Raw genomic sequence first — 13,633 nt, forward strand, 5'->3', positions numbered from 1 at the left:
CCTTAAGTAAGCTCTCGAGTGCCTTGATTGTCAAATTTACAGATATGGCTAAAGCCATTTTCGTTTACATAGTTTTTGTTAAGCCAGTCTTCGCAGCGCTTGGCACGATCAAGTGATGTGCATAGTGCAAATAGCGTCGGGCCTGCGCCTGAAATACTCACCACATCAGCACCCAGCTCGGGTAAACTCAACTGTGCTTCTTTGTAACCTTGAATCAATGGGGCACGACTGGGCTCTGCTATCTCATCCTGCATGAGCTGTACAGCCTCATTAAAGCGCTGTTGTTGCAGTAACGCGGTGAAGGCAGCCAACCGCTGCGCAAACGTGACACTTTGACCGAGATTTAAGCGCGTTGGTAACACTGCTCTCGCTTTCGCGGTATTCAAAGCAAACCCTGGGAAAGCAACGACAATATGCCAATCAGCGCCTGTTGGCAGAGCGATTGCACGATCCGGTACTATCTCAGAGGTCAATTGTAAACCACCCAAGTAGCAAGGCGTTATATTATCGTAATGGCGTGCACCACTGACTTTTGCTTCAAAATCAGCCATCAATTCTATCATTTGAACCTGAGATAGCGCAGTTTGGCTAAATGCATTCAGCGCGGCAAATGTGGCAACGACTGAGCATGCACTAGACCCCAGACCTGAGCCTATTGGCAATCGCTTTTCTAATGTTAATGACACATTGGGCATATCTGCATTTACATGCGCCCTAAAGTGCGACAAACATTGATAGGCCAAGTTTTCTTCCTGATTGCTGGGTAATTTATCTGCATACTCTCCAATACACCTAAACTCATCTTGTTCAGCTTCTTCTATGTGAACAATATCTCCCAACAATTGCTCACCCAAAGGAGCTAATGCCGCCCCCAAAGAATCAAAGCCGACACAAAAGTTGCCAATTGATGCAGGTGCAAAAAATGTCCTCATTGTGTCTTCCTTATCTTGATAATGTCTTTAATATATCCGCGAATACGCCAGCAGCAGTGACTTCGGCACCGGCACCATAACCACGGATAACAAACGGTTTAGGCTGGTAATATTGACTTAAAATAGCCAATGCGTTTTCACCGTCGCGAATATCAAATAGTGCGTGTTGCGCGTCGACAGCCTCGATACCAACACGACATTTACCATCCACAATGCTCCCTACATAGCGCAACTTTTTGCCTTCACTTGCCGCACTGTCTACTCTGTCAGAAAATACAGCGTCTAGCTCTGGTAAGCGTGCCATGAACGCATCTACATCGGTGCCCTTTGCAAAGTCATCAGGTACAACAGGCTCGACCTCAATATCATCTAGTTCCAGTTCAAGGCCTGCTTCGCGCGCAATGATCAGTAGTTTTCGAGCTACATCTGTCCCCGATAAATCATCCCTTGGATCAGGCTCTGTAAACCCATTTTGTTTTGCTTGCAGTGTCGCTTCAGACAGCGTAAGCCCATCTTCTATCGCGCCGAACATGTAGGACAAGGAACCCGATAAAATACCACTGAAGGACAATAATTCATCGCCAGCTCCGAACAATAACTGTAAATTATCTAACACAGGCAACCCTGCGCCGACGTTAGTTTCGTACAAGAACTTTCTTCCTGAGTTAACCGCAGCTTGTTTGAGCTGTCTGTAATAAGCCATGTCGCCAGTGTTCGCTTTTTTATTCGCTGCAACAACATGGAACCCAGTTTCCAAAAATTGACTATATTGATCGGCCAGAAGCTGAGAAGAACTGCAATCCACGATCACAGGGTTAATCAAGTGGTTGGCTTTGACAAATCGCTCTAATTGGTCAATTGAAAAAGACATCTCAGAGGCAGCCAACTGCGCTTGCCAAGCGTTAAACTCAATACCATCGGGTGACAGCAGGCATTTTTTAGAATTCGCCACCCCATACAAATTTAATTTAATATTGCGGTTCGCTAGCCAATGTTGTTGTTTTTCTAGCTGTTGAACCAGTTCTGCGCCCACTAAACCACAGCCCAGTAAGAACACGTCGATTGAAGGCACATGCGTGAAAAAGTTTTCGTGGCAAACCTTCATCGCGTCTTTGCACAAAGCACCTGAGACTACCGCAGAAATGGCGCTTTCTGTGGAGTCTTGCGCAATCGCCACAATATTCACTTGCGCCTGCGCCAAGGATGCGAAAAACTTAGCAGCTAGGCCTTTATGTGAACGCATGTTGTCCCCGACTAACGTCACAATCGCGAGATCTTTCTGCACTTCAATAGGCTCAATCAAGCCAGCTTTAGTTTCTAATTCAAAGGCCGTTTGTAACGCGCGCATAGCGAGAGGCAAGTCTTGCTCATGCACGCAAAAGCTAATACTGAATTCACAAGATGATTGTGTGATCAATACAATCGACACATTGTCATTGGCTAAGGCAGAGAAGACCCGAGCTGCCATGCCGACCTTGCCTTTCATTCCAGGCCCTGACACCGTCAACATGGCAAGCTTATCTAAGCTCGACAACGCTTTAACCGGTGATTCATTGTCACTTTGTGCCGAAATGAGTGAGCCTGGTACATCTGGATCATGTGTGTTTTTGATCTCACAAGGTACATTTGCTTTCGCGCACGGTAAAATTGTTTTTGGGTGTAAAACTTTCGCCCCAAAATAGGCTAACTCCATCGCCTCTTTATAAGACAGCCTTGACACTTTGGTTGCCTTTTTAATGAGGCGAGGATCTGCGCTGTAAACACCATCCACATCCGTCCAAATTTGGCAGATCTTGGCATTGATACTTGCTGCAACAACTGCCGCCGAGTAGTCTGACCCATTTCTTCCCAAGGTCGTCAGTTCACCTGAGTCATTGCTGCCCGTAAATCCAGCTAAAATATATAACCCTGATTCACAAGAGTGCAGTTGTTGCATGAGCGCCTGCTTGGTTCGCTCTAAGTCAACCTCAGAATCTAAGTATTGCATTTGAGTTTTAATACAGTGGGTAGCATCCAATGCCTGCGCTTTTTGGTCCTTCAACATGCTCACCATTAACGCCACGCTGATCCGTTCACCAAAGCTGATGACAAACGCATTCACAGCATCAGGACATTGCTTGAGCAGCTTGACGCCGGCCAACTTATCTTGCAATAGGCTTAGCTCTGGCCATCCAATTACCGCGCCGAACTCAGATTCGACTGCCGCTTTTAGTGTCTTGCATCGGGATTCAAATGCGACCCAAAGCGCGTCATAGTTCTCTCCTCTTGCCGCGTACTCAGCTAACTCGACCAATTGATCAGTCATACCACCAGGCGCAGACAGAACGATCACGGCACTGCCACTACTGTAATTTGCTACAAGAGATTGTACTCGTCGCAGACAGTCAAAATCTGCTAATGATGAGCCCCCAAATTTTAAAACTCGCATACTGTGTTTTTCCTCATTCCTAAAACGAAAAAGGCCTGTGCTCTTGGTGAGCACAGGCCTTTTATAATTACGCACGGACCTATGCCACTATCCAGTGTGGATGGTGGTCGTAATAATAATTGTCACGTTACGTGTAATTCGGTTCATAGTTTCTTTGATTAACCTAGTTCAAAGTTGTTTAAAAATTGCTTACCTGAACTAGACTGCCTGATCCTTGGTCAATCTGTCAAGCAGCATGGAGTAAATTAAATATGCAAAAAGTTCAAGATACGTACAAGGAAGTGGAAAAGCTATCTAACGGATACCATATTCGCTCAACAAAGCGAGGAGCTGGTCGGCTTTAACTGGTTTTTCTAAAAACTTCATGGCGCCAAGCTGCGCAACTTTAGTCTTCATTTGAACTTGGATATCTGCAGAGATCACTACGACGTAAGTTTCAATTTTATGCGCTTTTATCGCTTCAAGCACGCCAACGCCATCAAGTTCGGGCATGGTCAAATCTAAACACAGCAAATCGATTTGCGATTTTTGCAATATTTCTAGTGCCTCACGGCCATTTTTGGCCTGACACACATCTACATCAAGATTTGATGTTAGACAGCGCACCACTTGCTTACGGGCAACAGTTGAATCGTCGCACACTAACACAGAATAGCTCATAAGAAGGTAAATCTTTATTGTTCTAGTAACAAATAAACGTTATTGTTGTTCTAATCTTATAACACAATAATCAACATCCAGTAAGTTTTTTATATCTGCTTGTATGTTGTAAAGATAGCAAGATAAACATTTATTTTTAGCCGTTTATTGGCTAACTTTAAGTTTAATACGCGCGCATTAACTTGGTTGTCAGGAGCTAAGAATACTCCATGCTACAGAAAAGTCTGTCGAAAAAACTGCTCACAAATGTTCTGTCAGTTTACTTCTTACTAACCTTTGTGGTGACTTGTGGACAAGTTGTCGCAGAATATGTGAATACCAAAGACTATATCCGCAATGAGCTAACCATGCTGCAAAAGACGTTTAGCCGCAGCTTAACTCGTGCCATTTGGGAACTCAATACCAAGCAAACAGTCACCACAGCAGAGGGCTTACTGGCCATCCCTATGATAGAAGGGATTATTGTGCGTGATGACAGTGGCGAGATCATTTCCCAATTAGGTCGGTCACTCAATATCCACGAATTATACAGTCAGCAACTTGTTCAAGAAGAAGCGCTAATTGAAGACACGCCATCAGGTTTATTCGGGTATACCTTTCCCCTGATATTTGAGTTTTCTGGACGCGCGACGCAAGTGGGAGATGTCACTCTCTTCTCAAGCCGGGAAGTGGTATTTAGCCGCATCATGATCTCCATTTACTTTTTAATCGGTAATGCGATGGTCAAGACAACCTTCCTCATTATTCTATTCTTGCTCGCATTCAGAAAATTACTAACCGAGCCACTGACTGATCTAACGGAGCAGATAGAAGATTTCGAAGTCGACAACGTAGATGGGCACAAAATTGATATTGATACAACTGAACGCAACGAGCTGAAAGTCATGGAGGAGGCGTTCAACAAGCTGATTGATAAGGTCGCTGAGTATCGTAAACAACTCGACCAAACCCAAAAAGAGCTCATAATCAGTAACGAAAAACTTGACCAACATAATATCCAGCTTGAACAAGAGGTTGCTAGAAAAACCTCAAATCTCAGTCAAGCCATGATGGATCTGCAACAGCAAAAATACGAACTCGAAAAACAGAAACTCACACTCACCGAAGAGATTGATCTGCGACGTCAAACTGAAGAAGAGTTACTCACTAAACAAAACGAACTGGAAAAGTACGTTGAAGAGCTCAACATGGCGCAGGAGCGATTGGTTGGCTCCGAAAAAATGGCTGCACTTGGCGGTTTAGTGGCGGGGATTACTCATGATATAAACACACCAGTAGGGATTGGGGTGACCGCAACATCATTCTTACAAGAACGATTGGATCAACTCGAGGCAGCATATAAAGAAAAAACTCTTTCGCCAAAAGCCTTAGAAGAGTTTATGCACGAAGCGAAGCAAAGTACTAGCTTGTTAACCAACAATTTGGCACGCGCTTCTGAATTAGTCGCGAGCTTCAAGCAGATTGCTGTTGATCAGGCCAGTGAAGCAGTGAGGACCATAAATTTCAATCAATATTTGGGCGAGGTGCTACGCTCTTTGCATCCTAAGTTGAAAAAAACAGCCCATGAGGTCAACATTGATTGCCCTGCCGACCTAACGCTTAATTTGCCAGCAGGCGCAATTAGTCAAATCTTTACCAATTTGATTATGAACTCGCTCATACATGGCTTTGAAGGTATTAGTAAAGGTGTGATCGACATTCAAATAACGGATGATAATGACGACGTACGTATCGTTTATAAGGACAATGGTAAAGGGGTTTCACCAGCACAGTTAGAGAAGCTGTTTGACCCATTTTTCACCACTAAACGCGATCAAGGCGGAAGTGGCTTAGGTACGCATATCACATTTAACCTTGTAAAGCAGACGCTCAATGGCGACATTGAAGTGAGCTCTGAAGAAGGTAAAGGGCTGACCTACTACATAAAATTCCCCAAAGAAATGCAAGCGCAACAAGCCATGTTTAGTTGATATGTATTGTGGGCCATTCATAATTGGCCCACATGCTCATGCCCAATTCGCTTTTCATCACCGCAAAATTAACCATTTTAGTCTTTGCTCGCGACATTATAGATTTGCTATGATGCAGGTCGTTTTTTCATACTCGGATTTTAAATGATATGTGGTTCAGCAACCTAATCTGTTACCGTTTTAAGCAAGATGTTTCGTACACGCAAGAAGACTTCGAAAAAGCACTAGAGCAAGATGTTTTCCGCTCTTGTGGCAGTCAGGACATGAGCACTTTTGGCTGGGTAAATGCATTAGGCAAACATGGCCAATCTTTGGCGCACTTTTCTCAAAACAGTATTTTATTGTGTGCTAAACGTGAAGAGAAAGTGCTACCTGCGGCGGTTGTTAATGACATGGTCGCTGAAAAGGTCGAGCAAATTGAGCGTGAAGAAAACCGCCCAGTCAAAAAGAAAGAAAAAGACGAGCTAAAAGAAAATATTCTCGCAACCTTACTGCCTCAGGCTTTTAAAAAGTCTAGCTTGCAATTCGCGTTTATCGATCAAGAAAGTGGTTGGGTTATCGTCAATAGTGCGAGCTTTAACAAAGCGGAAGAAATGATGGCGCTGTTGCGTAAATCACTTGGTACGTTACCTATCGTGCCTGCTTTTGCAAACTATGATTTGGACGTTTTCCTAACAGATTGGCTCACTAAGTTTGAGGCGCCTGAAGGGTTTGCGATTGGCAATGACGCCGAATTACAAGACGCGGCTGATGAAGGTGCACAAGTTAAACTGAAACAGCATGATCTCGCCAGTGACGAAATTAAATTACACCTCGAAAATGGCAAACGCGTTACCAAGTTAGCGCTGGATTGGCGTGAACGCGTGCAGTTTTTATTGCAAAATGACGGTTCAATCAAACGAGTAAGCTACAATGACGCATTAAAAGAGCAAAACGCCGATATTCCTAAAGAGGACCTAGCGATTAAGCTAGATGCTGACTTTATTCTTGTTTCGGAAGAAGTAAAAGAGCTACTTGAAGACTTAACAAAAGAGCTCGGTGATAAAGACGATTTATAAAAAAAGGGCCTTAGGCCCTTTTTTTTGCTCTGCGTCTAAGCAAACATTGATTTCACATCACTTAACAACTCAAGGTATGCGTCATCGGTAAATGTATCAATGGAACGCAGCACGCCTTTCTCTTCATATACGCCAAGCGCGGCAGCTTTATCAGACACCTGTAAAATACCTTCGACAATGGCGCCTGCACGAATAAAATCAACGTAACAAACATGTTCAGGTTTGTAATTCGGGTTGGCCCAACTTTCAGCCACTTCAACAAATTCATCCGTGAACCCCCACTCGCGCATGATAGCTCCCCCAATTCTACCAGCAAGCTTCTGGATTGCGTGCGCTAAAAAGCTGGGGTTTGCAAATACCTCAGGATGCTTTTCAGCCTCTGTCAGAATCGGTAAAACACCAATGTTAAACACCAATGATGCCAACGTGATGGTGTCTTTGTTCAATGACGTATGTTTGTTTATTCGTAAATAAAATTCCATCGTCGAAATAGCTTGGCACGCAACTTTAAGGGTCTTTTGCCACGCTTTGTCCATGTAAGTTTTAATGAGCTTGTTATTTGAGACAAACAATTGCTCCATGGCCATCGCTGTCGCAATATTTTTAATTTGCCGTAAACCAATTCGTGTAACGGCTTGGTTTAACGTGTTGACTTTAATAGAACGTCCCATAAAGCCACTGTTAGCAACCTTTATCATACGCGCCGCAAGCGCCGGATCATGGGATATTACGTCCGCCATCTGAAGCAAGTTCACTTCAGGGTCATCAGCTGCCTGACGGACACGCACTGCAACTTCAGGTAAAGTCGGTAAGACAAGCGTATCGTTATTAATTTTATCGACAAGAATGGTAAGTAATGCGTTTTCTGTAGACATATGGTCAAGTCCTTTAAATTCGCCACTTAGCTATGGCCTTATAATTTTTAGCTTAATTAAGTATCGTCTAACTTCTCGATAAAGTTAAGAAAAGTATAAAAATTATTCTCGCAATGAAACAAAAAATAATACTTTGCCTCAACAGTTTGCTCAAAACGCCTTTTTTCAGCATCATAGAGCCTCACAATCATAATAACTAAAAACTCAAGGGTAAATGATGAAACTTTCTAAACTATCCACTGCTATTTTAGTCGCTTCAGGCTTGCTTGTAAGTGCGTGCTCACAACCACCTATGGATGAGTCTAACAAACAAAGTGCAACAGCGCCTATCAACTATCAGCTGCAAAACATTGATCAACAACGCTTAGGCATCTATACCGAAGTCACACTCACCAGTGACTTAAGTCACCTGAATGACAATCAAAGAAAAATGATTGGGATATTGATCGATGCGTCAAAAATTATGGATGATTTATTCTGGAAGCAGGCTTTTGGCGAAGATAAAGCCACTTTCCTTTCCCGTATTGCAGATCATGATGTTCGCCGCTTTGCTGACATCAATTATGGCCCTTGGGATCGCCTAGACGGTGATAAAGTCTTTTTATCCAGCTTTTCAGAAAAATCACCCGGCGCACAATTCTACCCACATGATGTGACAAAAGAAGAACTGAACAACGCTGATTTTAAGGATAAACAAGGTCTATACTCGATGGTCAAAAGAGACCAACAAGGCAACCTTTACAGCACCGCCTACGCGACTGAGTTTAGAACTGAACTTGAACAAGCCGCAGAATTATTAAGACAAGCAAGCCACCTTGCAGTGGATAAAGACTTCGCAAACTATTTAAACCTACGTGCTGACGCGCTATTGAATAACAGCTATCAACCCTCAGATTTCGCTTGGATGGACATGAAAAATAACCCTATTGATGTGGTTATTGGCCCCATCGAAACCTATGAGGACCAATTGTTTGGCTATCGCAGTGCATTTGAATCCTACGTGTTAGTAAAAGATCTCGCTTGGAGTGAACGCTTAGCAAAGTTTGCGGCATTTCTACCTGAGCTGCAAACTGGATTACCTGTTGCTCAAAAATACAAACAGGAAGTACCGGGATCTGATGCTGATTTAAATGCATATGATGTTGTCTATTATGCTGGCCACTCTAATGCTGGCAGTAAAACAATTGCAATTAACTTACCCAATGATGAGCAAGTACAGCTCGAAAAAGGGACACGTAGACTCCAGCTGAAAAACGCCATGCGTGCAAAGTTTGATAAGATTTTAGTACCCATCGCCGATCAATTGATTGTACCAGAACAGCGAAAACATATTACATTCGACGCCTTTTTTGCCAATACCATGTTCCATGAAGTCGCTCATGGCCTTGGTATCAAGAACACCATTACAGGTAAAGGTACCGTACGTCAGTCACTGCAAGAGCATGCCAGTGCAATCGAAGAAGGAAAAGCTGATATTCTCGGTTTATACATGGTTGAGCAGCTACTGAAAAAAGGAGAAATTACAGAGGGTACGCTGGAAGACTACTACATAACATTCATGGCTGGTATTTTCCGTTCAGTGCGCTTTGGTGCTTCAAGTGCGCACGGCAAAGCCAATATGATCCGCTTCAATTTCTTCAAACAAGAAGGGGCTTTCTCTAAAAATGCCCAGGGCTTATATCAGGTAGATATGGAAAAAATGGGCGCTGCCATGGCAAAACTATCTAACCTAATTCTCACTCTGCAAGGTGATGGAGATTACCAAAAAGTCGATCAGCTTATCGCCACCCATGGTGATATCAAAGCTGAACTTCAAGCAGACTTAACGAAGTTAGCCCAAGCGAACATTCCTGTAGATGTCACCTTTAAGCAAGGTAAAACAGTCCTTGGACTATAATTTTCAAAGGGCGCTACAGAGCTAGCGCCTTTTTTAACTCATTCAATTGAGCATCAGTATACGCCATAGCTGGATTTACGCCCCATACAGGTTTAGGCCATGCAGCATCGTGTTCAAAGCGAGCAATATGATGAACATGTAATTGAGGCACCATATTACCAAGTGCTGCGACATTCAGTTTATCCGGTTTAAACACTGACATTAACAATTCACTTAACTGCTTTGACTCTTGCCAAAACTGTATTTGCTGCGGCTCATCAAGGTCGATAATCTCTCTCAGTCCCGCGACTTTTGGCACTAATATAAACCACGGATATTGGCTATCATTCATAAGTAACACCTTACAAAGCGGCCAATTTGCGAGTTCTATACAATCCCGTTGTAGTTCTGGGGCCAATTCAAAAGTCATTGTTAAACACTCCAAATAGAAAAGCAGATACCCATGATATCTGCTTTTGAGTTAAATGTAGTGACTGAAAATCATTACAGGCACTTGTTGAGCTTATAGGCAGTATCGTGCAAATAAGCTACTGACCGTTGCTGCGGTTGGCTTACCATGTTGCCAGTCGCCACCTTCAACACCACTGCCTGCAATGTCCATATGGACATAAGGTAGAGGCTGTTCCGAATCACAACCATGTTTGTCTAAACCACCCACAATCGCTAAAAACGCCATTGGGAATTGATGGCCACGCGCTGTCACTGCCGAAGGTGCATTATTACTCGACAAGACGTCGTCAGCCAATGTACGCGGCTTAACGAAGTCATAGTCTTCACGACGACTACGAGACACTTCCGCACAGTCAGCCCATAGATCACCTTGATCGGCAATCAATCGTGATACTGCATTTGCACGGGCTGGGCCATTTTCAACATAAGCACTGTAAGGTCCCATGGCACGTGCAGCATGGCCTGTCAGGGTGGCGACAGTAAATAACTCTGGGTTTACCTCCGACTTAGCCAAATCTTTCATCTCACTTAGCAGATCACCCATTGCAAGGCGGCCTTCAGCATCCGTATTTCCAATACGCACGCGCACGCCTTCACGCGTCTCGATAATTTCATCTGGTACAAAACAATCCGAGCCAATTGAGTTTCTGACGACCGCTAGATAAGCAACCACTTTCACACCTTTCGGCTGATATTCAGCAACAGCTTTCATAAAGCCAGCAACAGAGGCCGCCCCGCCCTTGTCACGGCTCATACCTGCCATGAAGCCACCTACCTTTAGGTCCGCTCCACCCGTATCATAAACAAGGCCTTTACCTACAAACATGAGCGTACGCTCGACATCACCCTGCGGAACATATTCCATTTTTACAACGCGTGGATGATGACGTTCTACAGCATAAGAAGCGCGTGCAACCGTCCCAAGCATTGGATAGTCATGGTCAATGGTGGCTCTGTCAGAAATCACATCTACGCTTACCGGTGTATTTTTAAATAATTCGACACAGTAATCTGCGAAACGTGGTGGTGCCATACGCTCTGGCTCAGTACCACAAAGATCACGTGCCGCATATTGACCTGCTGCAATGGCATTTAGCTGTGAGCAAAGCGTTTCATCAGCGCCCACAAGAAAAATTTGTTCAACTGGTTCAATCTGTTCACCGCGATATTCACGCGCTTCAAGGGGTTGCCAAAGTGATTGACACGCGCCTAAAAAAGCAACTTGCAATGCATTCTGGTAACGCTCGGCATGCGGTACACCTGCCAGCACAATTACAGGTTTCGTCGCACCCGCAGCTTTAGCCTGTGCAATACCCGCTTGACCGGCTTCGAAGAAACGGCGTACATCGTCAAAGTCTCTATTGACAGGACCCGTAGGTGCGACAATAAGGCGCTTTCCTGGTACGCCGTCTGCTAATAGCACACTAGCTTGGCTAGTGAGTCTAGCATCAACAGCCAGATAAGGTGCTGCTATACGATTGAGCTGTTCATCACCAAGCTGCGTAACGTCTGAAGTTATTACAATTACGGCATCCGCGTCATTTTGCTGCCAGCTAACGGCTGGTAGAGAGAGAGGAAAAGACATAAAAAAGGCCCTTTTTCTTATCATGAAAGGGCCGATTATCGGTTATTTATCAAAAAGAACCAAGCTAGATGCCCGATTCTTTACTGTCTGATGCACTTTGCGGTGTATTTTTCAGTTTACTTACAACGCTCCAAGCCTCCAACATCACTAAGACGCTGACAACGAGGACAACAATGTCTAAGCCAACTAATAGCCAATTTCCTTTTTCATAGTATTCGCCCAGTTTAATCAAGCCTGCGAAAAATGCCATTAAGATCACGAAAGTCATGGGAATAAGCGTAAATTTAGCTGGTCGGCCTAATTTGATTAAATATACCGAGATGACCAATAGGGTTAGGCTGGCTAAGATCTGATTGGTTGAGCCGAACAATGGCCAAATAATCATACCGCCACTCCCGGATGCGCCACCAGCACCAAAGGCCAATAATAAACAACAGCCCACCGCGATAAGTGTGGCAGCAATGCCATTTTTGAAAACAGGCAGTTTGTAAATGTCGCCCCATTCCTGAATTATATACCGCTGCAGGCGCACACCAGAGTCCATTGTCGTGCCAGCAAAAAGCACCACCATGACGGCCAACAAAGTCGAGGCTATTTCCGCAGGCAAGCCCCAACCTGTACTTATTAAATTAGCGCCACCTTGGATGAATGCACCTACTGACCCAGCCCCTAAATGACTGTATATTTCGTGCCACTCTTCAGGAGAAACGGCCAGCATAACCCCGCTTACCGCAACCAGCGTGATGAGCGCCAAGGAGCCTTCTCCCACTGCCCCAAGATAACCGACAAAACGACCATCCGTCTCTTTGTTCAGCTGCTTAGAGCTTGTACCCGATGAAACAATACCGTGGAAACCTGACACCGCGCCACATGCGATGGTCACAAATAACAATGGGATAATACTGGGTGTATCTATCGCGGTTTGGGTATTAAATGCGGGCGCTGTAATATCCGGCATCACCATAAATACAGCACCGTAAAGTAACACTAAACCAACGAGCAACTGCATGCCGTTTATAAAGTCTCTTGGTTGCAACAACATCCAAACAGGTAGCAGTGAAGCTACAGCGGCGTACACAAACAAAATAACAATCCAACTGGCTTTGTCTGTTAACCCGAACAACTCGCTAGGTAACGCAATGGGCATACCACTTCCTGCATAGATTGTTGCATACAAAATCGCGACGCCTACCAAGCATAGAGGGACCAAAGGAACTTTACGTTTCAATAACTGGCCGATAATCAGCGCGACAACAATGGCCGCCCAAGCTGGAAATACGGCTTGAGGATTCGCGACAAATGAATTGGCGATTACCACCCCAAATACCGCATTAACCATGAGCAATACGAGAAATACAACAATCATAAACAAAGATCGGGTACGTTTGCCAATCACACTTTCAGAGAGTGCCCCCATGGATTTACCCTTATGACGCGCACTGGCCCACAGCGCGCCCATATCATGCACCCCAGCGAAAAAGATCGTACCAATAACGACCCAAAGTACAGCGGGTACCCAACCCCAATAAACAGCAATGGCAGGGCCGACAATTGGCGCAGCTCCTGCAACGGACGTAAAATGATGCCCCCAAAGTACCACTTTGTTTGTAGGGACATAGTCAACACCGTCATTTAATTCGTGGGCGGGAGTGACAAAATCGTCATCCATTTTGAAGATCTTAGTAGCAATAAACTTGGAGTATACAAACCAGCCAAACAGCATACCCAAGATACCAAACAACACTATCATGATAGATTGCATGGGGTGTCCTCTGTGT

10 protein-coding genes are annotated in these 13,633 nt (G+C 44.4%); 3 read left to right on the plus strand and 7 right to left on the minus strand.

The window, feature by feature from the left end; genetic code table 11:
* Positions 1-2 precede the first annotated feature (2 nt).
* The 3 genes from thrB to L1286_RS10800 all read right to left on the minus strand — a co-directional run bounded on the left by thrB (position 3) and on the right by L1286_RS10800 (position 4,020).
* The gene (gene thrB, locus L1286_RS10790; RefSeq protein ID WP_235407005.1) at positions 3-932 is read right to left on the minus strand and encodes a homoserine kinase; all 930 of its coding nucleotides are present in this window, start codon (positions 930-932) and stop codon (positions 3-5) included.
* A 10-nt stretch (positions 933-942) separates the two neighbouring features.
* Positions 943-3,360: a bifunctional aspartate kinase/homoserine dehydrogenase I gene (thrA, locus tag L1286_RS10795; protein WP_235407007.1), complete on the minus strand. Its 2,418-nt coding sequence runs from the start codon at positions 3,358-3,360 to the stop codon at positions 943-945.
* A gap of 294 nt (positions 3,361-3,654) precedes the next feature.
* On the minus strand, positions 3,655-4,020 hold the full coding sequence (locus L1286_RS10800; protein WP_235407009.1) for a response regulator: 366 nt from the start codon (positions 4,018-4,020) through the stop codon (positions 3,655-3,657).
* Between the two features lie 209 nt (positions 4,021-4,229).
* Here L1286_RS10800 and L1286_RS10805 point away from each other — a divergent pair, with 209 nt between their 5' ends.
* Together L1286_RS10805 and rdgC are read left to right on the plus strand one after the other, a co-directional pair.
* Positions 4,230-5,990 carry a sensor histidine kinase gene (locus tag L1286_RS10805; RefSeq protein ID WP_235407010.1) on the plus strand — a complete coding sequence of 587 codons (1,761 nt, stop codon included), beginning with the start codon at positions 4,230-4,232 and terminating at the stop codon, positions 5,988-5,990.
* A gap of 149 nt (positions 5,991-6,139) precedes the next feature.
* A complete protein-coding gene (gene rdgC, locus L1286_RS10810; RefSeq protein ID WP_235407012.1) occupies positions 6,140-7,048 on the plus strand; it encodes a recombination-associated protein RdgC in 909 nt (302 codons plus the stop codon).
* Positions 7,049-7,083: 35 nt separating this feature from the next.
* Here the strand turns inward: rdgC and L1286_RS10815 are convergent, their stop codons facing one another.
* On the minus strand, positions 7,084-7,923 hold the full coding sequence (locus L1286_RS10815; protein WP_235407014.1) for an HDOD domain-containing protein: 840 nt from the start codon (positions 7,921-7,923) through the stop codon (positions 7,084-7,086).
* Between the two features lie 217 nt (positions 7,924-8,140).
* Between L1286_RS10815 and L1286_RS10820 the strand changes: the two genes are divergently transcribed.
* Complete coding sequence (locus tag L1286_RS10820; RefSeq protein ID WP_235407054.1) at positions 8,141-9,820, plus strand: dipeptidyl-peptidase 3 family protein; 1,680 nt, start codon at positions 8,141-8,143, stop codon at positions 9,818-9,820.
* Positions 9,821-9,833: 13 nt separating this feature from the next.
* Here the strand turns inward: L1286_RS10820 and L1286_RS10825 are convergent, their stop codons facing one another.
* The 3 genes from L1286_RS10825 to L1286_RS10835 form a co-directional block, all read right to left on the minus strand.
* Positions 9,834-10,229 carry an HIT domain-containing protein gene (locus L1286_RS10825; protein ID WP_235407016.1) on the minus strand — a complete coding sequence of 132 codons (396 nt, stop codon included), beginning with the start codon at positions 10,227-10,229 and terminating at the stop codon, positions 9,834-9,836.
* A gap of 93 nt (positions 10,230-10,322) precedes the next feature.
* Positions 10,323-11,855 (minus strand): M17 family metallopeptidase, encoded by a 1,533-nt coding sequence (locus L1286_RS10830; RefSeq protein WP_235407017.1) that lies wholly within the window; start codon positions 11,853-11,855, stop codon positions 10,323-10,325.
* Positions 11,856-11,919: 64 nt separating this feature from the next.
* Complete coding sequence (locus L1286_RS10835) at positions 11,920-13,617, minus strand: carbon starvation CstA family protein (RefSeq protein WP_235407019.1); 1,698 nt, start codon at positions 13,615-13,617, stop codon at positions 11,920-11,922.
* Between the last annotated feature and the right edge of the window lie 16 nt (positions 13,618-13,633).

It is taken from the genome of Pseudoalteromonas sp. SMS1 (assembly GCF_021530565.1).
Lineage (GTDB): Bacteria > Pseudomonadota > Gammaproteobacteria > Enterobacterales > Alteromonadaceae > Pseudoalteromonas.